Here is a 20,798-nt window from a genome sequence, read left to right as displayed (position 1 = left end):
CCTTTTCAGGCTTAAGAACTTGTCATCAAACGAGCGGCGGAAGGTCCAGATCGGCCCGGCGCGGCAGGTCGGCACCCCGGCGCGAGCAGGTGATGGCAGCGGCGCGTACCGCAAAACCCAGAAGTCCGGTCAGAGCATCCTCGCCCAGCGAGCCGGCGGCCTCGGCGCTCAGATTGCCACCTTCCTTGAGCCCGGCCAGCAAAGCCGCCTGGAACGTATCGCCCGCGCCCACCGTGTCGGCCACTGCAACGGAGCGGCCCGGCACTCGGACCGTCACCCCCGAACGGTTGGCGGCTATCGCTCCATGCTCGCCCAGCGTCACCACCGCAAGCGAGGCGCCGGCCGACAGCCAGTCCGCCAGAACCGTCTCGACCGCGCGGCCGGGATAGACTTGCTCCAGATCCTCCTCGCTGGCTTTGACCAGCGCGGAAAGCGGCACCGTCGCGCCGATGCGCGAGCGCCAGATGTCGAGATCGGGCTCAATGCTGGCTCGGATATTTGGATCGTAGGAGATGAAGCGGCGCGCGTGCTCCTGCGCCGCGAGCCGGGCGAGGGCGCTGGCGGTCGGCTCCGTTACCGTCGAGTAGGAGGCGAGGTGGATCGCCTCGATTTCATTCGGCAGCGAGGTCGGGACTTCCGTCGGCTCGATGGAGCGGTCGGCCGTGCCTTCGATGTAGAAGTCGTAGCGCGGCGTCCCGGCGCTCGACAACGAGACCATGGCGAGCGTCGTGTTGCGATCGGTGTCGATTAGGAAGTTCTGGGCAATTCCTTCGCGCTGCATGAAGGCGCGGATGCGTCGGCCGAACGGATCGCCCGAGACCTTGGTGAAATAGCCGGTCGAATGGCCGAGGCGCGCCAGACCGAGGGCGACGTTCAAGGGCGACCCTCCGATCCGGCCATTCAGCGAGATCGACGCCACATCGGCTTCATCGCCGCCGGCAAACACATCGAACAAGGCATCGCCGCAGCTTAGAAACATCCGCTTCCCCCAAATCTGGCTGGTCGCCTGTTCGCTATCAAACTTGCGCCGATCTGCAAATGGACAGGTGCCTCGCCCGAGACGTGTCAGGCGATGCGCGGTGCGAAGCCGAACGCGCCAAAGGCGGGGATCTTGATCTGCCAGCGGAAGGGGTCGATGCCCGCGACGAGGCCGAGCAGGTTGACTTCGAAGCCGCTCTGCATCCCGATGGACAGGCCGGCATAACCGAACAGCGAGACGCTCAACTGCCGCGCCTCCCGGTCGAGCCGGACGAGGCGCCCATCGGTCGGGTAGTCGCGCCCGACGGCGGCCGGCGGTAGAACCGCGCCGAGCGCCGGAACCTCCCGCAGGACATGAGCCACGAAGCTGTTGCTGTTCGGGCCGGGAAAGATGCGATAGCCGCCGCGCGCGGCGAAGGGGTAGGATCGGATGGCGCGTGCGATATCAGGCAGGGCCGCTTCCGCCGCGCGGCCATGCAGTGCCGCGACGACGCGCGGCTCGTTGGAATACCAGCGTCCGTCCGCCGCGTAGCCATTGTGACGGATCGGCATGCCCCAGCCGACCTTGTCGTAGCGCTCGTATCGCTGCGCGCCAGGGGCTTTGGTGACGATCCACGAGTGTTCGGACAGCGCGCCCTTGAGGCCGCCGGTGCGCGCCGCCAGAATATAGACCGCTGCGTCCTTATCCTCGCCGGCAAGCGGCAGAAGGGACGCGGAACTCCAATCCGCCTTGCTCCAACTCGTGGGATGTTGGCCCATCCACCAAAGCCCGGTCGCCAGCGCGGCCGGCAGGAGATAGATCAGTACGAAGGCCAGAAGAAGCGGTCTGATAATCAGCATGGTTCGGCCGGTTTGACAGAGCGTGATAGGCAGGTTCGCTTCGTCAGATGGGGACGAGGCGAGCGAACGAACATGCCATGCGACGCTGAGGGCCGCCATGCCCCGCCGAGACCGGAAAGGACAGGACATGAAGCCGATCATTATCGAGGTCACCCGAGGCGGTTCTGTGGAAAGCCGACATCATGTCAGCCTGGCCGTGGTGGACGGCGCGGGCCGCGATGTCGCCGCCCACGGAGATGTCGGGACGCCGGTGTTTCCCCGTTCGGCGGTGAAGGTCTTTCAGGCGCTACCGCTGATCGAAAGTGGGGCGGCGGATCGCTTCGGGCTCGACGCGCGCGCCTTGTCGCTGTGCTGCGCCTCGCATTCGGGCGAGGACGGGCATGTGGAACTCGCCGGCACGATGCTGGAGAGAACTGGGCTCGGCGAAGGTGATCTCGAATGTGGATGCCATTGGCCCTTCGATCAGCCCGTCGCGCTTTCGCTGGCGAGACGAGGTCTCCAGCCGACGCAGCTTTATAACAATTGCTCGGGCAAACACGCGGGCTTTCTCTGCACGGCCGTCCATCTGGGGGAAGACCCGAAGAGCTATGTCGGCGCGGAGCATCCCGTTCAGCGCCGCGTGCGGGCCGCCATCGCCGATGTCACCGGACTGGCGGAAGGCGACCTGCCGATGGGCATTGATGGTTGCTCGATCCCGACCTATGCCGCACCGCTGCGAAACCTGGCTGACGGCTTCGCGCGGCTGGCAAGTGGAGAGGGCGTTGCCCCGGAGCGTGCGCGCGCCGGGCAAAGGCTGATGGCGGCCTGCATGGCCGAGCCCTGGCACATGTCCGGCACGAAGCGCGCCTGCCTGCGCCTGATGGAAGCCGCGCCCGGCCGGGTCTTCGCCAAGACGGGCGCGGAAGGCGTGTTTTGCGGCGCGGTGCCCGAGCTGGGCTTAGGCTTCGCCTTGAAGGTTGAGGATGGCGCAACGCGCGCGGCAGAGGCGGCCGTCGCCGCGACGCTGGCCCGGCTTTGGCAGGGGCACGATGCGGACCTCGCGGAGCGCTACGACAGCCTGTCGCGCACCCATCTGCGCAATTGGCAGGGAACCGAGGTGGGCGAAGTCAGGGCTGAATGGCCTTGACGGATTTTCGCGCTCGGCTCCGGCCTTTCTTGGCGGTCTCTCCCAGCCATGCGTCCACGCCGAGGCCCCCGGCGCGGCCGGTGGCCAGGCAGGCGGTCAGGAGATAGCCGCCGGTCGGCGCTTCCCAATCCAGCATTTCGCCGACCGCGAAGAGGCCCGGGCGCTGGGTCAGCATGAAGCGCGAGTCCAACTCGCCGAGCTTGATCCCGCCGGCCGATGAGATCGCCTCCGCGATTGGGCGAGGGCGCAGGAGCCGTAGGGGCAAAGCCTTGATGGAGGCCGCGAGACGAGCGGGATCGGCGCGTTCCGCTTCGGACGTGCCGTCGCGTAGGAGCGCGGTCTTCACAGCATCCAGCCCCGCGCCCTTGCGCATCCGCGTCGAAAAACTCGCCTTGGCCGGCTGGCGGGCGAGAGACGCCGCGAGATCGGACAGGGTGCGGCCGGGCGCGAGGTCGAGTTCGAGGCAGGCACTGCCGTCCCGCTCGATCGCGTCACGCAGCGCCGCCGCGTGGGCATAGACGAGACTGCCTTCGACGCCGCTCCTGGTCAGCACGAACTCGCCCTGAGACTGTCCTGCGCTGGAGCGCGCGGTGACCGCTTTCACCGGCGCGCCGGCGAAACGCTCGCGCAACGGCGCGCTCCAATCGACGTCGAAGCCACAATTGGCCGGGCGAAGCGGGGCGGTCGCAATGCCGAGGTTTTGGAGAATCGGCATCCATGTGCCGTCCGAACCGAGCTTCGGCCAACTGGCTCCGCCCATTGCCAGCAGCGTCGCGCTCGCAGGGACCAGATGCTCACCTTCGGGCGTGGCAAAACGAAGCGCCGCGCCCTCGAACCCCAGCCAGCGATGGCGCGGGAAGAAGCGCACGCCGGCCTCCCTCAACCGCTTCAACCAGGCGCGCAACAGCGGCGAGGCCTTCATCGCGACGGGGAAGACGCGGCCCGACGAGCCGACGAAGGTCGGTGCGCCGAGCGCCTCGGCCCAGGCTCGAACGGCCTCCGGGGTGAACCCTTCGAGAGCCGACGCAAGATGCGCATTCGCCTCGCCGAAGCGCGCGGCGAAACGCTCATAGGGTTCGGCATGCGTGAGATTGAGGCCGGACTTGCCGGCGAGCAGGAACTTGCGCCCGAAGCTCGGCATGGCGTCGAACACGCCGACGGTCCGCCCGCGCGCGGCCAGCATCTCGGCTGCCGCCAGCCCTGCCGGCCCCCCGCCCACGATGGCGACTTCGATGGTGGCGAGTGGATCGCCCGCTTCCGCTTTCGTCATGCGAGCAGCCTGTGAACCGATCCCGGCCGCAGGACAAGAGGGTGATCTTTGCCGCGATGCGTCAAAGGGGACCGGCATTGTCGTATCGGGCTACTACCCTTCACCCAAAAACCGTCCTTAATCTGTTGATTGTTCAATGATCCCTTCCGATCCAAGGGAAGGGCCTCAGTCAGGGTTCGTTTCGCGTGGCCAAGCTCATCCATTCCATGATCCGCGTGCTCGACGAAGCGCGCTCGGTCGAGTTCTATCGCACCGCCTTCGGGCTGGAGATCGCCGATCGGATCGATTTCGACAGCTTTACCCTGATCTACATGAAGAATGCCGAGACGGATTTCGAACTGGAGCTGACCGTCAACAAGGGGCAGTCCGGGCCCTACGATCTCGGCAATGGCTATGGCCATCTGGCCGTCTCGGTCTCCGGTCTCGAAGCCGAGCACGAGAGGCTGAAGGCTGCCGGCCTCTCGCCCAAGGACATCAAGGAGCTGAAGACGCCGGATGGCAACGCCGCGCGCTTCTTCTTCATCGAAGATCCCGACGGCTACAAGATCGAGGTTCTCGAGCGGAGCTGGCGCTTCGCCTAATTTCTACCGCCGCCCCGGCTGGGAGGCCTTGAGGGGCGGCCGCCATTTCATCTGGGAGGAATGAATGACCACGCGGTCTCTCGCTGCGCCGGGCCTGTCCCGCCGCGTCTTTTTGAAAGGGGCGGGCACCACGCTCCTCGCCATCGCCGTCCTGCCGAACGGCCTCGTCACCGGCAAGGCCTGGGCGCAGATGCCCAAGGCCACCAAGCCCGAAACCTTCGCCTCGCTCGTCCAGATGTCGCGGGACTGCTACCCGCATGACAAGATCGCCGACAAGCACTACGCCACGGCCGTCGAAATTCTGGATGAGGCGGCGCGCGGCTCGCCCGACCAGCTGACCCTTCTGGAAGATGGCATGGCCGCGCTCAACAAGGCGGCCGCGACGGCGCATGGCGTGCCCTATGCCAAGATCGCGGGCGAGGCCGACCGCGTGGCGCTGCTGAAGGCGATCGAGCCCACGCCCTTCTTCCAGAAGGTGCGCGGCAATCTGGTGGTCGGGCTCTATAACCAGAAGGACCTCTGGCCTGTCTTCGGCTACGAGGGCTCTTCCTTCGACAAGGGCGGCTATCTCGAGCGCGGCTTCAACGACATCAACTGGCTGACCTGATCGCCGGTTTTGCGGGCTTCAATCGAATGAAGACGCCCGGCGGGCCGCAAGAGGCTTCGCGGCAAGACGAAGCCCGGCCTGCGCGCGGCGGGGAGGAACAATCATGGCAGCACCCTACGACCTCAATGACGGCAGCGTGTTCGTCATCGTCGGCTCGGGCGCGGGCGGCGGAACGCTCGGCACCCAGCTGGCCTTGAAAGGCATCGACACCGTCATCCTCGAAGCCGGCAAGCGGCACGAGACCTGGGACTTCATCAACGACGAATGGGATTCGTTCAGCCAGCTTGCCTGGACGGACAAACGCATGACCTCGGGAAGCTGGGACATTTCCCGCACCTTCCCGAACCTGCCGGCTTGGATTGTGAAATCCGTCGGCGGCTCGACCGTCCACTGGGCGGGCGCCTCGCTGCGCTTTCAGGAGCACGAGTTCAAGACGCGCACCCATTATGGCGAGATTGCCGGGGCCAATCTCCTGGACTGGCCCATCGACCTGAAGGAACTGGAGCCCTGGTACGCACAGGCCGAGGACCGGATGGGCGTCACGCGCACCAACGGCATTCCAGGCCTGCCGGGCAACAACAACTTCAAGGTGCTGGAAGCCGGCGCCAAGAAGATCGGCTACAAGGAAGTCCATACCGGCCGCATGGCCATCAATTCCGAGCCGCGCGACGATCGCGGCTCCTGCATGCAGCTCGGCTTCTGCTTCCAGGGCTGCAAGTCCGGCGCCAAATGGTCGACGCTCGTGGCCGAAATCCCGAAAGGCGAGGCGACCGGCAAGCTGGAGGTTCGGCCGGAATGCCAGGTCCTGCGCATCGAACATGATGCACAAGGCAAGGTGACGGGCGTCGTCTATGCCGATGCCAATGGCGTCGAGCAGCGGCAGAAAGCGAGGGCAGTGGCGGTCGCCGGCAATTCGATCGAAAGCCCGCGCCTGCTTCTCAACTCGCATTCGAACCACTTCAAGGACGGGCTCGCCAATTCCTCGGGGCAGGTCGGGCGCAACTACATGCGTCACACCACGGGCTCGGTCTACGGCATCTTCGACAAGCCGGTGCACATGTATCGCGGCACGACCATGGCCGGCATCGTGCGCGACGAGGCGCGACACGACACGAGCCGTGGCTTCGCCGGCGGCTACGAGTTCGAGACGCTGTCGCTTGGTCTGCCCTTCATGGCCGCCTTCCTCGACCCTCAGAAATGGGGCCGGGATTTCTCCAGCGCCATGGACCTGTACCAGAACATGGCCGGGCTCTGGATCGTGGGCGAGGATATGCCGCGCGAGGAGAACCGCATCACGCTGGCGGACGAGAAGGACGCCTTCGGAATGCCCGTCGCCTCGGTCCATTTCGACGATCACGAGAACGACACGGCGATGCGCAACCACGCCTACAAGCAGGGTTCCGCGATCTACGAGGCGGTGGGCGCGGTGCGCACCATCCACACGCCGCCCTATCCCTCGACCCATAATCTCGGCACCAACCGCATGAGCGAGAAGGCGAGCGACGGCGTCGTCAACCGCTTCGGCCAGACGCACGACATTCCCAATCTCTTCGTCTCCGATGGCTCGCAGTTCACCACGGGCGCGGCGGAAAACCCGACGCTGACCATCGTCGCCTTGGCGCTGCGTCAGGCCGACCATATCGCCGGGCGCATGGCGCGCGGCGAACTCTGACCGGACTGCGCGGGCTCCGCGCCCTGGCTCGCCTCGCCCTACGCGGAAGAGGCGGGCTATGGCCGACCGGCCCGTTGATCGCGGTGTCCGGCCCGCTCTCCCCTTGGACTGGACACCGCCGCGCCGGCGCCATCATCCTTCCTTGGCGCCGGCGCGCTCCAATGCTTGAAACTCGCAACGACGGATCATCGACATGCCGAACGGAACTGCCCGCGCCTTTGGCCTTCTCGCCCTCGTCTGTGCCTTCGCCCCAGCCGCACAGGCGGCCGACCACGAGGTGAAGATGCTCAATCTCGGCACTAAGGGCGCGATGGTGTTCGAGCCGGATTATATCGTCGCCGCACCAGGCGACACGGTCACCTTCGTGCCGACGCAGCCGGGGCACAATGCCGAGTCGATCAAGGGCATGTGGCCGGACGGGGTGGAGCCCTTCAAGAGCGGCTTCAACCATCCCTACACGCTGAAGATCGAGAAGGAGGGTGTCTACGGCATCAAATGCACGCCGCATTACGGCATGGGCATGGTCGCGCTGGTGGTGGCGGGCAAGCCGGACAATCTGGAGGCCGCGCGCGCGGTCAAGCACCCCGGCAAGGCCCAGCCGAGTTTCACCGCGCTTCTGGACGAAGCCGCCAAGGCGAAATAGCGCCTCTGCCAAAGCCTCCGGCCGCAAGGCCGGAGGCCGATTGAAAAGGCGACGTCAGGCCGCGACGCGCACCATGGGCTTGGGCGCGGCCGCGTTGCGCCGCTCGGCGTCCTGAAGACAGACGCAGCGCAAGAGCGAGGTGAAGTTGCGCGCCTCCCCATGCAGCTCCAGCACTTCGTCATAGAGCACGGTCAGGAAGCGTGGCAGCGTCATGCCCTGCGAGCGCGCCAGCTCTTCCAGCGCCTGCCAATAGACCGCTTCCAGGCGGATCGACGTGGCGTGGCCACCAAGGCGCACCGAACGCGTCTCGCTCTCGTATTGCGAGAGGGGAATCCCGGAAAACAGATGACACATGGCAAGCCTCCTCCCTGGAATGGTTCCAGTATGGAGAATTTGCGCTTCGATACAATCGCTCTTCGCTGCTGCATTGCAACGCAGCGGAACTTGGCGTTAGTTCGCTATCGAAACGTCGATTTGGGGGAATGGGCAGTTGGCGATAGCGAAGATTCTCGTGGCGAACCGTTCGGAAATCGCGATCCGCGTCTTCCGGGCAGCGAACGAGCTGGGTCTCAAGACCGTCGCGATCTGGGCGGAAGAAGACAAATACGCCCTGCATCGCTTCAAGGCCGACGAGAGCTATCAGGTCGGTCGCGGCCCGCATCTCACTCGCGATCTCGGCCCCATCGAAAGCTATCTGTCGATCGAAGAGGTCATCCGCGTCGCCAAGCAGTCGGGCGCGGACGCGATCCATCCCGGCTATGGCCTCCTGTCCGAGAGCCCCGAATTCGCCGACGCCTGCCGCGAGAACGGCATCACCTTCATCGGTCCATCGCCGGAAACGATGCGCCGCCTCGGCAACAAGGTCGCCGCGCGCAATCTGGCGATCGAGGTCGGCGTGCCCGTGGTGCCCGCCACCGATCCGCTGCCCGACGATATGGGGCAAGTCGCGCGTCTTGCCGAGGAGATCGGCTATCCGGTGATGCTCAAGGCCTCTTGGGGCGGCGGCGGGCGCGGCATGCGCGCCATCCGCAAGGCCGAAGACCTGGCGCGCGAGGTGCTGGAAGCCAAGCGCGAGGCCAAGGCCGCCTTCGGCAAGGACGAGGTCTATCTCGAAAAGCTGGTCGAGCGCGCCCGGCACGTCGAGGTGCAGATCCTCGGGGACACGCATGGCAACGTGGTGGATCTCTTCGAGCGCGACTGCTCCATCCAGCGCCGCAATCAGAAGGTCGTGGAGCGCGCGCCCGCGCCTTACCTGAACGACGAGCGCCGCCGCGAACTCGCCGCCTATGCGCGCACGATCTGCGCGGCGACGAACTATGTCGGCGCGGGCACGGTCGAATTCCTGATGGATGCCGATTCGGGCGAGTTCTACTTTATCGAGGTCAACCCGCGCATCCAGGTCGAGCATACGGTGACGGAGGTCGTCACCGGCATCGACATCGTGAAGGCGCAGATTCACATTCTCGATGGCGCGGCCATCGGCACGCCGGAATCGGGCGTGCCGGCGCAAGCCGACATCAAGCTCAACGGTCACGCGCTGCAGTGCCGCATCACGACCGAAGACCCCGAGCACAATTTCATTCCCGACTATGGCCGCATCACCGCCTATCGCGGCGCGACGGGCTTCGGCATCCGTCTGGACGGCGGCACGGCTTATTCGGGCGCGATCATCACGCGCTTCTACGACCCGCTTCTGGAAAAGGTGACGGCCTGGGCCCCCAGCCCGCAAGAAGCGATCGCGCGCATGCACCGCGCGCTGCGCGAATTCCGCATCCGGGGCGTGGCGACGAACCTCACCTTTCTCGAAGCGATCATCACGCACCCGGCCTTTGCCGACAATTCCTACACGACGCGCTTCATCGACACGACGCCGGAGCTCTTCGCGCAGGTGAAGCGGCGCGACCGCGCGACCAAGCTTCTGACCTATCTGGCCGACGTCACCGTCAACGGCCATCCCGAGACCAAGAACCGGCCGCGCCCGCCCGCCGATGCGCGCCTCCCGGTCGCGCCGCAGTTCCGGGGCGAAATCCAGCCCGGCACGCGCCAGAAGCTGGAAGCGCTGGGGGCCAAGGGCTTCTCCGAATGGATGCGCGCGCAGCCCCAGGTTCTCGTCACCGACACGACGATGCGCGACGGGCATCAGTCGCTGCTCGCGACCCGCGTTCGCACGCATGACATCGTGGGCATCGCGGACGCCTACGCCCGCGCGCTGCCGCAGCTTCTCTCGCTTGAATGCTGGGGCGGAGCGACCTTCGACGTCGCCATGCGCTTCCTCACCGAAGATCCATGGGAGCGCCTGTCGCTGATCCGCGAGAAGGCCCCCAACATCCTCCTGCAGATGCTGCTGCGCGGCTCCAACGGCGTCGGCTACACCAACTATCCCGACAATGTGGTGAAGCAGTTCGTACGCGAGGCCGCGAGCGGCGGCGTCGATCTGTTCCGCGTGTTCGACTGCCTGAACTGGGTCGAGAACATGCGCGTCTCGATGGACGCGGTGCTGGAATCGAGCAAGCTCTGCGAGGGCGCGATCTGCTACACGGGCGATCTCTTCGACCCCGCCCGCTCCAAGTACGATCTGAAATACTATGTCCATCTCGCCAAGGAGATGGAGCGCGCGGGCGCGCATATCCTGGGCCTGAAGGACATGGCGGGCTTGCTCAAGCCCGCCGCCGCGCGGGTGCTGGTCAAGGCGCTGAAGGACGAGGTGGGCCTGCCCATCCATTTCCACACGCATGATACGTCGGGCATCGCGGCGGCCACGATCCTTGCCGCGGTGGACGCGGGCGTCGATGCGGTGGACGCGGCGATGGACGCGCTGTCGGGCAACACCTCGCAGGCCTGCCTCGGGTCGCTGAACGAGGCGCTCCGTGGTTCGGAGCGCGATCCGGGGCTCGACCAGGAAGCCATCCGCCGCATCAGCTTCTATTGGGAAGCGGTGCGCAACCAGTATGCGGCCTTCGAGAGCGACCTGAAGGGGCCGGCCTCGGAAGTCTATCTCCACGAAATGCCGGGCGGCCAGTTCACCAACCTGAAGGAGCAGGCGCGCTCGCTCGGGTTGGAGACCCGCTGGCACGAGGTGGCGCAGGCTTATGCCGACGCCAACGCCATGTTCGGTGACATCGTGAAGGTCACGCCGTCCTCCAAGGTCGTGGGCGACATGGCGCTGATGATGGTGGCGCAGGATCTGACGGTCGCGGACGTGGAAAGCCCGACCCGCGACATCGCCTTCCCGGACTCGGTGGTCGCCATGCTGCGCGGCGATCTCGGCCAGCCTCCCGGTGGCTGGCCGGAAGGCTTGCAGAGGAAGGCGTTGAAGGGCGAGGCGCCGATCGCGGTTCGTCCCGGCTCGCTGATCCCCGACGCCGATCTTGCCGCCGAGCGCGCCAAGATCGAGGAGAAGCTCGGCCGGAAGATTTCCGATCAGGAGTTTGCCTCCTACCTCATGTATCCCAAGGTCTTCACGGATTTCGCGCTGGCCGCCGAAACCTATGGCCCGGTCTCGACCCTGCCGACCGCCAATTATTTCTATGGCATCGGCACGGAAGAAGAGATTCTGGTCGATCTCGAACCCGGCAAGACGCTGGTGGTGCGCTGCCTCGGCACGGCCGATACGGACGAGAAGGGCCGTCGCACGGTCTTCTTCGAGCTGAACGGCCAGCCGCGCCGGGTGAAGGTGCCGGACCGTTCCAAGGCGGGCGGCGCAGGCGCGTCTCGCCCGAAGGCGGAAGCCGGCAACCCGGCCCATGTCGCGGCCCCCATGCCTGGCGTCGTCTCGACGCTCGCCGTGCAGCCGGGTCAGGCGGTGAAGGCCGGCGACATTCTTCTCTCCATCGAGGCGATGAAGATGGAAACCGCGCTTCATGCCGAGCGGGACGGGACGATCGCGGCCGTGCACGTGCGGTCTGGCGATCAGATCGACGCCAAGGACTTGCTAGTGGTCTTCGTGGCCTGACGAACAGGGGCGGCCTTCGGGCCGCCCTTCTAGTTTCTGAGGTCGCGCATGAAGCCGCGACGAACGAGATCTTCCGAGGACTGGAAGCGCAGCGAACCCTCGTAGCGGAAGTCCGTGTGCGGGCCGAACTCGTCGCTCTTCACGATCGCCTTGTAGAATTCCGCGCCGTTGAAATGCGCTTCCTCGCCCGCCAGCGTGCGGAAGATTTCCACCGCGCCGGGCGCGAATTTCTGATGCAGCAGCACCGCGTCGGGCGGGGCAAAATTGCGCGCGAGCGGCAGCGGGCCATGAGCAGTGTTGGTCGCGAAATGCAGCGCCGCGTCGGAATAGAGAAGCGGGAACTTCGTCATCCGCATCTGTGTCCCGAAGACACGATTGCGCGGACCGCCTCGAATGGACGTGCAGAACTTTTCGTCCGCCACCTCGTAATGCGATCCGTCGAACAGAGGGCAGAGCGCGGTCGGCGGGCTCAGCGCATCGGCTGATGGTTCGACGCTGCCGATCGGCCCTTCCGGGTAAAGATCGATCATCGGCGCCATGGCGCGCTTCAGCCCGACGCGTTCGAGATCGGTCACGAAGCTCTGCAGCGGGCGCGTCTCGCAGCCGGGGAAGATCAGATATTCGTCGCTGTCGATCGAGAGGACCCAGCGGCCCCGGCCGATCCGGTCCAGCATCCTATCGCGCCAGACGAGGCCGCCGCCCGAGGTCAGGAAATTGCCGGCGGAGGTGAAGAGCGCGAGGTCCGGCTGCGCTTCGAGAAAGGCGCGGCTTCCGTCCGTGGAGGCGTCGTCCACGACGGCGAAATGTTGCACGCCCAGCCGCCGGTAATGGTCGAGAAACGAGGGCAGCGTCGCCATCGCATTGCGCACCACCGTGATCAGCACGATGTCGCGCGGCTCCGGCGCTGCGGCCATCGGCTTGACTTGCGTCAGGCGGCAATCGCCCGTGGCCTTGCCGCGCTGGCGGTAGCGCCGCTCGCGCCAGACGAGTTGAAGCCGCGCGAGCCAGCCGAGCGCGCCGTAGCGCGGCCAGAGCGCGGGGTTCGGATTGGGATAAGGCAGGGCGCCCCGCCCGTTCGCGCCGGGCGGGCTCGGTGATGCGCGCAAGGCCAGCGTCCTATCGGCGCTTGAAGGCGTCGGCCAAAGCCGCGCCGAAGCCGCCGACCTGAGGCGCGGCGGGCTTCGCCTCGCGCCGATCCGGCCGGGCTTGGCCTTTGGAAGCGCCAGCCTCGTCGCGCTTGCGAGGGGCGGCATCCGGCTCGGCCTGTGTCTTCATCGACAGCGAGATGCGCTTGCGCTTCTCGTCCACCTCGACCACGCGCACACGGACGACCTGACCGGCCTTCACCACCTCGGCCGGGTCCTTCACGAACCGGTCCGAGATCTGCGAGACGTGCACGAGACCGTCCTGATGGACGCCGATATCCACAAAGGCCCCGAAGGCGGCGACATTCGTCACCGTGCCTTCCAGCATCATGCCGGGGCGCAGGTCCTTGATCTCGTTGACCCCTTCCGCAAAGCTCGCCGTGCGGAAGGCCGGGCGCGGGTCGCGGCCGGGCTTCTCCAGTTCCGCCAGAATGTCCTTCACCGTCGGCAGGCCGAACCCGTCGCCGACGAAACGCTGCGGGTCGAGCTTTTTCAGCGCCGCGCCGTCGCCCATCAGCGAGCGCAGATCGCGTCCGCAGGCCTCGACGATCTTGCGCGCCACGGGATAGGCTTCTGGATGCACCGCCGAGGCGTCCAGCGGCTCCGTGCCGCCCTGAATGCGCAGGAAGCCCGCACATTGCTCGAAGGCTTTCGGCCCCAGGCGCGGCACTTTGAGAAGCGCGCGGCGCGTCTTGAACGGGCCTTCCTTGTCCCGGTGCGCGACGATCGCGTCCGCCAGCGACGGGCCGATGCCAGAAACATGGGAGAGAAGCGCGGCGGAGGCGGTGTTCACATCCACGCCGACCGCGTTCACCGCATCTTCCACCACGGTTTCCAGTGCGCGGGAGAGGGAGGGCTGATCGACATCGTGCTGATACTGGCCGACGCCGATGGCCTTCGGGTCCACCTTCACGATCTCGGCGAGCGGGTCCTGCAGGCGGCGCGCGATGGACGCCGCGCCGCGCAAGGAGACATCGACGCCCGGCAATTCGCGCGAGGCGATCTCGGAGGCCGAATAGACCGACGCGCCGGCCTCCGACACGACGACCTTGGTGGGCCTCGCCCCCGGCAGCTTGGCGATGACATCGGCCGCGAGCTTTTCCGTTTCGCGGCTGGCTGTGCCATTGCCGATGGCGACGAGTTCGACCTTGTGCTTTTCGATCAGGCCCGCCAGCACCATCATGGCGCCCGCCACGTCGTTGCGCGGCTGGAAGGGATAGACCGTCGCCGTGTCCACCAGCCGCCCGGTTCCGTCCACGACGGCGACCTTGACGCCGGTGCGGATGCCCGGATCAAGACCCATCGTCGCCTTCGGCCCGGCGGGGGCGGCGAGCAGAATGTCCTTCAGATTGCGCGAGAAGACGCGGATCGCCTCGGCATCCGCGCCTTCCTTCATGGTCGCCATCATCTCGTTGGAGAGCGAGCCGTGGATCTTCTGCCGCCAGGCCCAGCGCGCCACGTCCATCAGCCAGCGCTCGGCCGGCGTGCCGCCTTGCGTCTTCACGCCGAACTGCCGCGCGATCATCGCTTCCACCGGCTTCACCGGCGAGGGGTCGTCGGCATCCACTTCGATGTCGAGCGAGATGACGCCTTCCTTCTCGGCGCGCAGGAGCGCCAGAACGCGGTGGCTCGGAGCCGTCGCCCATTTCTCTTCATGATCGAAATAGTCGGAGAACTTGGCGCCGGCCTCTTCCTTGCCCTTCTGCACCTTGGCGCGAATGCGCGCCTTGGCGACGAGATGGGTGCGGATCGCGCCGACCAGCGCCGGCGTCTCGGCCATGGTCTCGGCCACGATGTCGCGCGCGCCCTCCAGCGCCGTCTTGGTGTCGGCCACCTGATCTCCGAGGAAGCGCTTGGCCAGTGCCTCCGGGTCGGCGGAGCGATCGGTCAGGAGCGTTTCGGCCAGCGGTCCGAGGCCCTTTTCGCGCGCCGCGTCTGCTCGGGTGCGGCGCTTGGGACGGAAGGGGAGGTAGAGGTCTTCCAGTGTGGCGCGGGTGGTCGCGCCCTCGATCTGGCGCGAGAGCGCATCCGTCAGCTTGCCCTGTTCGCGGATGGAGCGCAGCACCGTCTCGCGCCGCGATTCCAGCTCGCGCAGATAGGTGAGCCGCACTTCCAGCGTGCGAAGCTGCGCGTCGTCCAGCCCGCCCGTTGCCTCCTTGCGGTAGCGCGCGACGAAGGGAACCGTCGCGCCGCCGTCGAGCAGCGCGACGGCGGCCGCGACCTGCGCCTCCCGCGCGCCGATCTCTGCGGCGATGAGGCTGTCGATGGATGGGCGCGGGGCGGTCATGGGCGTGTCGTCTCCTCAGTCAGCCGAGGCTTACTCTCAAGCGCGGCCAGACGGCAAGAAAGAGGCGTTGCCGCTGGAGCCTTCCTCATGCGATGCGAAGCCTGATTCACCATTCAGAGGAAGGCGTCGGCCATGACACAACGCTCCTACTTCTCGCCGCCCGGCGGCCTGCCGGGGCAGGACCAGCTCCTGTCCGGCAAGGCGGTCTTCACGAACGCCTATGCGATCATCCCGCGCGGCGTTTACAGCGACATCGTGACGAGCTTCCTGCCGCATTGGGAAAAGACGCGGCTCTGGATCATCGCGCGGCCGATGACCGGCTTTTCCGAGACCTTCTCGCAATACATCATGGAAGTGCAGCCGGGCGGCGGCAGCGCCAAGCCCGAGCCGGACGAGGAAGCGCAGGGCGCGCTCTTCGTCGTCTCCGGCGAGATCAGCGTGACGCTGAACGGCGAGACGCATCGCCTTTCGCCGGGCGGCTTTGCCTATCTGCCGGCTGCGTCCAATTGGACCCTGCGCAACGAGGGCGAAGCGGCAGCGACGTTCCATTGGGTCCGCAAGCGCTACGAGGCCGCCGAGGGGATCGCCAAGCCCGATCCGATCTTCACCAACGAGAAGGACATCGCGCCGACGCCGATGCCCGACACGAACGGCGCATGGGCGACAACGCGCTTCGTCGATCCGAACGATCTGCGCCACGACATGCATGTCACCATCGTCACCTTCCAGCCCGGCGGCATCATTCCCTTCATGGAAACCCACGTCATGGAGCACGGGCTCTATGTCCTGGAGGGCAAGGCCGTCTATCGTCTGAACTCGGATTGGGTGGAGGTCGAGGCCGGGGACTTCATGTGGCTGCGGGCCTTCTGTCCGCAGGCCTGCTACGCCGGTGGCCCCGGCCCGTTCCGCTATCTCCTCTACAAGGACGTGAACCGCCACGCGGCGCTCTGGTAGGTCGCGGCGCAGGCACAGGATGATCCGCTTTCTCGCGCGGATCATGCCCGGCGTCGTCGGTTGTCTCTCTGCCGCTTCGAGATGCTTTCGTGCGTCAGGGCCCGCTTTGGGTCCGGCCATGCGGGCCGGGGCGTTGATGATCGGGGAAGGGAGCAACGAGGGGGCCTGCCCCCTTCGTTGCCTTCGGCCGCAAACGCATCGAAGGCGGACAAGAGGACGGCCAGCCGCCTGATGGTCGCGGCTGGCTTCGTGTCCGCCGTGCTCAGGCGCTTGTTTGCGCGGCCCAGGGCAGGTCCGGCCCGAGCGGCACGATGCCGGTCGGGTTGAGAGCCCGGATCGAATAATAGCCGCGCTTGATATGATCGATGCTGACGGTCTCACGAACGCCCGGCAGCGAAAGAATGCGCAGCATATAGGCTTGAAGCGCGGGGTGGTCGGCCAGGCGGCGCTGATTGCATTTGAAGAGCCCGTAATAGGCCGCGTCGAAGCGAACCAGAGTGACGAACAGTCGGATATCGCTTTCCGTCAATCGGTCGCCGAACAGGAACGGCCCGCCCTTCGATATCCGGTCCTCCAGTTCGCCCAACTCCGCGAAGACATCCGCGAAGGCTTCCTCATAGGCCAGTTGCGTCGTCGCAAAGCCGGCGCGGTAGACGCCATTGTTCAGGCGCGGATAGATCCGTTCGTTCAGGGCGTCGATTTCGGCGCGCAGGTCCGTGGGGTAGAGATCGACACGATTCTTTGCCAGATCGCCGAAGCCCGAATTGAACATGCGAAGGATATCGGCGGACTCGTTGCTGACTACCGTATCCGTCTGGCGATCCCAGAGGAGGGGAACCGTCGCGCGGCCGGTGTAATGCGGGTCGGCGCGGGTGTAGAGTTCGTGCAGATAGCGCGCGCCGTGGAGCGGATCGGGATCGCCCAGGCTTCCGTCGCCGAAGCGCCAGCCCTGATCGGTCAAAGCCGGCTCGACGATGGACACGCTGACGGATGACTCCAGCCCCTTGAGCTTGCGCGCGATCAGCGTTCGCGAGGCCCAGGGACAGATCAGCGCGACATAGAGATGATAGCGTCCGGCCTCGGCCTTGAAGCCGGCCTCACCCGTCGGCCCGGCCGAGCCGTCCGGGGTGATCCAGTGGCGGAAGCCCGAGACCTGACGAACGAAGCCACCTTTTTCGTCCTTGGCCTGAACCGGCTGCCAGTTCTCCACCCATTTGCCATCGACCAGCATGGTCCGATCTCCTTATCGAACGAGAAGCGCGATCCGCGTGCCCCAGGGGTCGGCGAGCGTGAGCGGCGTCTGGGTATCGCTTTCACCGCCTGCTCCGATTCCCTCCGCGCGTGCCGGAGCCACATGGACTTCGAGTTCCGAAAGCCCAGTCGACGGGAAGGCGCGGGGACCCGCCTTTCGGCTGTTCCAGATATTGGTCGCGAGGTGATGGTGATAGCCATCGGCCGCAAAGAAGATCGCGCCGGGATAACGGCAGGTCACATCGAGGCCCAGACGGCCGGCATAGAAGGCTTCGGCCTCGTCCAGCGCGCCGACCTGAAGATGCACATGCCCGACCGAGCTTTCCTCCGGCACACCGGTCCAGGGCGCGCCGTCGCTGGCGGCGAGGAGGTCCTCGACATCAAGGGCGTCCGTCGTCATGGCGACCGCGCCATTCTCCCATCGCCATTGGTCGCGCGGACGATCGGCATAGATTTCGACGCCGTTGCCTTCGGGGTCCGACAGATAGATCGCTTCGCTCACCGCATGGTCCGACGCGCCGACGACCGGCCTCTGCCGGCGCATCGCCTCGCGCGTCCAGTTCGCCAGCGCCGTGCGGCTCGGCAGCAGAAAGGCCGTGTGAAACAGTCCCGCCTCGCGCATAGAGCGACGCCGCGCCGCCGGGTCGTGCCGCAACTCGAGAAGAACGTGATTTCCGACCCCCAGTTCGGCGCTGGCTGCATCCCGACGAAGGAGATGCAGCCCGACGGCTTCCTCATAGAATGCCACGACGCGATCGAGATCGTGAACCGTCAGCGTGACGCGGCCCATCGTGAGCGTCGTCGAAGGAGAAGCGTCCAGAGACATGGCCTCGATTCCAATGATCCGACCCAGACGCTAAATGCCGGAGCCGGAAAAGGCGACCACGATGTCAACCGCATTCGCGTCCGGACCGTTCACCGTTTCAATGCCGATTTTGTTCGCGAAGACGCTTCGCAGTCATGCCTCGCATCATACGGCGCACCGGTCACATAGGTCGGCGCGAGGAGGGAGGGGATTTGGACCGCACGAATGGAGATCGCCAGAGTTCGGCGCCATTTCCAGAAAGCGAATCGTAACGAGCTGTTAACAGACACGATCTTCCCGTTCGGCTCGATCGACAGGATCAGTCTGCGACGGCGATTGTCTAATCCGAGTGTCTGAAACACGTGAGATGCGTCGCCTCACGAAGAGCCTTGGCGCCTGAATTCTTGTAAGTCAGGGATTTTAACTGGCTGGGGAACCTGGATTCACTCCCCCAGCCCGGCATAAACGCGCGATTTCAGTAACTTAGACATATTTGCGTCCGCACCTTGGGGCGGATTGTGGGGTATGTCAACCCGCCCCGAACAGAATGGGATGTGGGTTCCGAAGCGCCCGCTTTGGTCAGGAGGGCGTCTCAATCGATCTCAGGAATTCTTTGAGTCCTTTAGGCGGCTGTGAGCGGGAAGCAAGAACTGCAAGAGTAAGATCACTAACTCGAATTGTTCCGGCAGGATCAAGCCTTAACATTGCATCGGTAGTCGGGTTGCTCCTTTCATACTGCAAGCAACGCATCCACTTCATTAGAAAATCGAAAGCGAACTTCCCCCTGAATCGTAGGCGCGGGTCCAAACATTCGAAACTTTCCCTGAGAGGCTGAGCTTCCTCCTCGGTCGGCTCCCGCTCCAGCGGAAAGTACTCCTCTACGGTATAAGTTTTCTGCTGAACTTCATCAAAGCGAATATCAACAAGCTCGGATATTTGGTCAGGCAGACTAGCTGATGTGTGAATTGGTAATATTTTGGAGACGAAAAGACGGAAGTTTATTTCTTTCGTTGCAGCCAAGAACTTATCATAAAGAGCATCAAACAGGTCTAAGACCTCCTTTCTCTCTGCGGGAGAGCCATGGAAGTGGAAATCGTCAATCAGTGATTGCTCAATAACATCCCTCTCAACCAGATAGTTCTCAATAGAGTAACGGTCCGTAACAAAAATGTCATATCCGGGAACTTGACCTTGTAATTCGTCAAAGTCTCGGTCAACGAAAAAGTATACATCTTTTCGGAGATTCCCTAGATCATATTGAAGGCTTCGTCTCAGAGAAAGCGACTTTCGTTTTGTTCCGCCTAATATGGGCTCGTACTTCAGTTCGGGGCAAATCGCCCTAATCCACTGCAAATATACAGGCTTATCTTCTTTGCCCTCGAAGACAAATATCGTTCCTTCTTGCATTGAGGATCTTAGTAAAGCAAGACGCATCTTTAGTGTCGCTGAGCTATCACGCGCGGATGACATTGCTTTCACATTCGGATCTAGCGATTTCACTTGTATACGAGTCATCGTGTTATTCATGGATCTCAAGATCGTCGTCCGACTCATTAGTAGGCAGTTCGCTCACATGAATCTTTGTCAGCATGGTGCGAGCGAACGGCTCTAACTCATTGTCAAACACGAATGGCGAATGAGTTATAGCAACAACTTGTTTGCATCGTGATGATCTAAGTATGTCGAGAATGATATTTCGCTGCCAATCGATTGAAAGAGAAAGCTCAGGCTCATCAATCAGAACAATCTTTTCTTTGTTATAGAGATAAAGTTTTGCAAACATCGAAATCATTTGCTTTTCGCCAGAAGAAAGCGAGTCCAGCGGCACTTTACGATTGAGCGCGGTGCTTACGACTTGAACATTTAAGTTTCTGCGGTTCAAGACGAGCTCTTTCCCATCGTTTTCGATAAACGGGGACGGATGACGATGAAAATCCGGAGAAGTGCTGCTGTCAGTCCTAGAAAGATACTTGTTACAAATTTTCACAAAATCTTCGGCCATAACTTCGATGTCACGTGTAGCTTGGATCGCAGAATTCAAACGACTTAAGAAATACATCAGAAACTTGTTTGTTGAGTCTGGAATGCCGCCTGAATAAATTCGCTCAATATTAGGTATCGCTACGTCGGAGTACGGTCCCGCGCGTCGACGACCCTGCTGTAGTCTTGAAAAGAAAAGTTCCAGTTCCTTTTGGTCTGGAACGCTCTTCTGCGTCTCCTGCCATTGATCGAAAGATGAGTCCAATAGGTCATTGATAATGTTGGCGCTGATCTCTCGGTAGCTTAGATTTGAGTCAGCTAATAACTGCTGATTGAGCTCACGCAATCGATCCTGAATATCAGCTAGACCAAACTGGATGTCGCCTGTAAATAGACCCTTGTTACCAAATGGAAGCTTAAAGCGCCTGCGCCCACCTCTTGCTGTCTCGCGCTCGTCGAGTGGAAGCTCGATCCGCCTGTACGTTGGCAGATAAACTAGGTCGATTCCGGACAGGGCCTCTCGAATAGTCTTTCGTATCGTATCGATGTTTTCATCGTTGCGAAAATACGAGTCACGAAGATTCTTACAGATCTCTGTAGCCTGTCTCCTGTTGTATTCAGTATGACGCATTAAGCGCGCAAAAGTCGGATTCTCCTCCAATTCTCTATATACAAAATTGGGTTCATCCACGAATTCATTCTCTAGG

General features: G+C 63.8%; 17 protein-coding genes. 7 read left to right on the top strand and 10 right to left on the bottom strand.

From position 1 onward, the window contains the following. Nucleotides 1-25: 25 nt before the first annotated feature. Entirely contained in the window at nucleotides 26-979 is a 954-nt protein-coding gene (locus AUL28_RS08660; RefSeq protein ID WP_062231697.1) for a carbohydrate kinase family protein, read from the bottom strand. Between the two features lie 86 nt (nucleotides 980-1,065). Next, nucleotides 1,066-1,818 (bottom strand): DUF3750 domain-containing protein, encoded by a 753-nt coding sequence (locus AUL28_RS08655; RefSeq protein ID WP_062231695.1) that lies wholly within the window; start codon nucleotides 1,816-1,818, stop codon nucleotides 1,066-1,068. A 127-nt stretch (nucleotides 1,819-1,945) separates the two neighbouring features. Here AUL28_RS08655 and AUL28_RS08650 point away from each other — a divergent pair, with 127 nt between their 5' ends. Next, on the top strand, nucleotides 1,946-2,944 hold the full coding sequence (locus AUL28_RS08650) for an asparaginase (RefSeq protein ID WP_062231693.1): 999 nt from the start codon (nucleotides 1,946-1,948) through the stop codon (nucleotides 2,942-2,944). Here AUL28_RS08650 and AUL28_RS08645 read toward each other — a convergent pair. Then, complete coding sequence (locus tag AUL28_RS08645) at nucleotides 2,925-4,214, bottom strand: TIGR03862 family flavoprotein (protein ID WP_062231691.1); 1,290 nt, start codon at nucleotides 4,212-4,214, stop codon at nucleotides 2,925-2,927. The two genes, AUL28_RS08650 and AUL28_RS08645, sit on opposite strands and share 20 nt — an antisense overlap. Nucleotides 4,215-4,399: 185 nt before the next feature. On the opposite strand from AUL28_RS08645, the gene AUL28_RS08640 reads away from it, so the two are divergent. From AUL28_RS08640 to AUL28_RS08625, 4 genes are all read left to right on the top strand, one after another. Next, nucleotides 4,400-4,795 carry a VOC family protein gene (locus AUL28_RS08640; RefSeq protein ID WP_062219535.1) on the top strand — a complete coding sequence of 132 codons (396 nt, stop codon included), beginning with the start codon at nucleotides 4,400-4,402 and terminating at the stop codon, nucleotides 4,793-4,795. Between the two features lie 64 nt (nucleotides 4,796-4,859). Beyond that, nucleotides 4,860-5,402: a twin-arginine translocation signal domain-containing protein gene (locus AUL28_RS08635; RefSeq protein ID WP_062231689.1), complete on the top strand. Its 543-nt coding sequence runs from the start codon at nucleotides 4,860-4,862 to the stop codon at nucleotides 5,400-5,402. Between the two features lie 103 nt (nucleotides 5,403-5,505). Continuing rightward, nucleotides 5,506-7,074, top strand: a complete 1,569-nt coding sequence (locus AUL28_RS08630) for a GMC family oxidoreductase (protein ID WP_062231687.1) — start codon at nucleotides 5,506-5,508, stop codon at nucleotides 7,072-7,074. Nucleotides 7,075-7,267: 193 nt separating this feature from the next. Then, nucleotides 7,268-7,717 (top strand): pseudoazurin, encoded by a 450-nt coding sequence (locus AUL28_RS08625; RefSeq protein ID WP_062231686.1) that lies wholly within the window; start codon nucleotides 7,268-7,270, stop codon nucleotides 7,715-7,717. Nucleotides 7,718-7,771: 54 nt separating this feature from the next. Here the strand turns inward: AUL28_RS08625 and AUL28_RS08620 are convergent, their stop codons facing one another. Next, nucleotides 7,772-8,071, bottom strand: coding sequence for a ribbon-helix-helix domain-containing protein (locus tag AUL28_RS08620; protein ID WP_058600209.1), 300 nt, complete (start codon nucleotides 8,069-8,071; stop codon nucleotides 7,772-7,774). A 136-nt stretch (nucleotides 8,072-8,207) separates the two neighbouring features. Between AUL28_RS08620 and pyc the strand changes: the two genes are divergently transcribed. Beyond that, nucleotides 8,208-11,669, top strand: coding sequence for a pyruvate carboxylase (pyc, locus tag AUL28_RS08615; RefSeq protein WP_062231684.1), 3,462 nt, complete (start codon nucleotides 8,208-8,210; stop codon nucleotides 11,667-11,669). A 29-nt stretch (nucleotides 11,670-11,698) separates the two neighbouring features. Here pyc and AUL28_RS08610 read toward each other — a convergent pair whose 3' ends face one another. Both AUL28_RS08610 and AUL28_RS08605 read right to left on the bottom strand, forming a co-directional pair. Beyond that, nucleotides 11,699-12,775: a glycosyltransferase family 2 protein gene (locus tag AUL28_RS08610; protein WP_062231682.1), complete on the bottom strand. Its 1,077-nt coding sequence runs from the start codon at nucleotides 12,773-12,775 to the stop codon at nucleotides 11,699-11,701. 10 nt (nucleotides 12,776-12,785) lie between these two features. Beyond that, nucleotides 12,786-15,101 carry a Tex family protein gene (locus tag AUL28_RS08605; protein WP_062231679.1) on the bottom strand — a complete coding sequence of 772 codons (2,316 nt, stop codon included), beginning with the start codon at nucleotides 15,099-15,101 and terminating at the stop codon, nucleotides 12,786-12,788. A 132-nt stretch (nucleotides 15,102-15,233) separates the two neighbouring features. Here AUL28_RS08605 and AUL28_RS08600 point away from each other — a divergent pair, with 132 nt between their 5' ends. Then, a complete protein-coding gene (locus AUL28_RS08600; RefSeq protein ID WP_062231677.1) occupies nucleotides 15,234-16,055 on the top strand; it encodes a bifunctional allantoicase/(S)-ureidoglycine aminohydrolase in 822 nt (273 codons plus the stop codon). Nucleotides 16,056-16,317: 262 nt separating this feature from the next. Here the strand turns inward: AUL28_RS08600 and AUL28_RS08595 are convergent, their stop codons facing one another. From AUL28_RS08595 to AUL28_RS22045, 4 genes are all read right to left on the bottom strand, one after another. Beyond that, nucleotides 16,318-17,286 carry a glutathione S-transferase family protein gene (locus AUL28_RS08595; RefSeq protein WP_062231676.1) on the bottom strand — a complete coding sequence of 323 codons (969 nt, stop codon included), beginning with the start codon at nucleotides 17,284-17,286 and terminating at the stop codon, nucleotides 16,318-16,320. A 12-nt stretch (nucleotides 17,287-17,298) separates the two neighbouring features. Next, the gene (locus AUL28_RS08590; RefSeq protein ID WP_062231674.1) at nucleotides 17,299-18,132 is read right to left on the bottom strand and encodes a VOC family protein; all 834 of its coding nucleotides are present in this window, start codon (nucleotides 18,130-18,132) and stop codon (nucleotides 17,299-17,301) included. 558 nt (nucleotides 18,133-18,690) lie between these two features. Then, nucleotides 18,691-19,518: a DUF4435 domain-containing protein gene (locus AUL28_RS08585; RefSeq protein ID WP_062231672.1), complete on the bottom strand. Its 828-nt coding sequence runs from the start codon at nucleotides 19,516-19,518 to the stop codon at nucleotides 18,691-18,693. 112 nt (nucleotides 19,519-19,630) lie between these two features. Then, nucleotides 19,631-20,798, bottom strand: a 1,168-nt coding sequence (locus tag AUL28_RS22045; RefSeq protein WP_210168746.1) for an AAA family ATPase, incomplete at its 5' end; no start/stop codon positions are given.

Source organism: Aureimonas sp. N4, assembly GCF_001463925.1.
GTDB classification, from domain to species: Bacteria; Pseudomonadota; Alphaproteobacteria; order Rhizobiales; family Rhizobiaceae; genus Aureimonas; species Aureimonas ureilytica_A.
Note: the sequence above shows the minus strand (reverse complement) of the source record. Positions and strands in the feature narration are given on the sequence as shown.

Bases quoted from the DNA above. Each gene is read 5' to 3' on its own strand.
- AUL28_RS08660 (WP_062231697.1), bottom strand. From the start codon at position 979: ATGTTTCTAAGCTGCGGCGATGCCTTGTTCGATGTGTTTGCCGGCGGC.
- AUL28_RS08655 (WP_062231695.1), bottom strand. From the start codon at position 1,818: ATGCTGATTATCAGACCGCTTCTTCTGGCCTTCGTACTGATCTATCTC.
- AUL28_RS08650 (WP_062231693.1), top strand. From the start codon at position 1,946: ATGAAGCCGATCATTATCGAGGTCACCCGAGGCGGTTCTGTGGAAAGC.
- AUL28_RS08645 (WP_062231691.1), bottom strand. From the start codon at position 4,214: ATGACGAAAGCGGAAGCGGGCGATCCACTCGCCACCATCGAAGTCGCC.
- AUL28_RS08635 (WP_062231689.1), top strand. From the start codon at position 4,860: ATGACCACGCGGTCTCTCGCTGCGCCGGGCCTGTCCCGCCGCGTCTTT.
- AUL28_RS08630 (WP_062231687.1), top strand. From the start codon at position 5,506: ATGGCAGCACCCTACGACCTCAATGACGGCAGCGTGTTCGTCATCGTC.
- AUL28_RS08625 (WP_062231686.1), top strand. From the start codon at position 7,268: ATGCCGAACGGAACTGCCCGCGCCTTTGGCCTTCTCGCCCTCGTCTGT.
- AUL28_RS08620 (WP_058600209.1), bottom strand. From the start codon at position 8,071: ATGTGTCATCTGTTTTCCGGGATTCCCCTCTCGCAATACGAGAGCGAG.
- AUL28_RS08605 (WP_062231679.1), bottom strand. From the start codon at position 15,101: ATGACCGCCCCGCGCCCATCCATCGACAGCCTCATCGCCGCAGAGATC.
- AUL28_RS08600 (WP_062231677.1), top strand. From the start codon at position 15,234: ATGACACAACGCTCCTACTTCTCGCCGCCCGGCGGCCTGCCGGGGCAG.
- AUL28_RS08595 (WP_062231676.1), bottom strand. From the start codon at position 17,286: ATGCTGGTCGATGGCAAATGGGTGGAGAACTGGCAGCCGGTTCAGGCC.
- AUL28_RS08590 (WP_062231674.1), bottom strand. From the start codon at position 18,132: ATGTCTCTGGACGCTTCTCCTTCGACGACGCTCACGATGGGCCGCGTC.
- AUL28_RS08585 (WP_062231672.1), bottom strand. From the start codon at position 19,518: ATGCAAGAAGGAACGATATTTGTCTTCGAGGGCAAAGAAGATAAGCCT.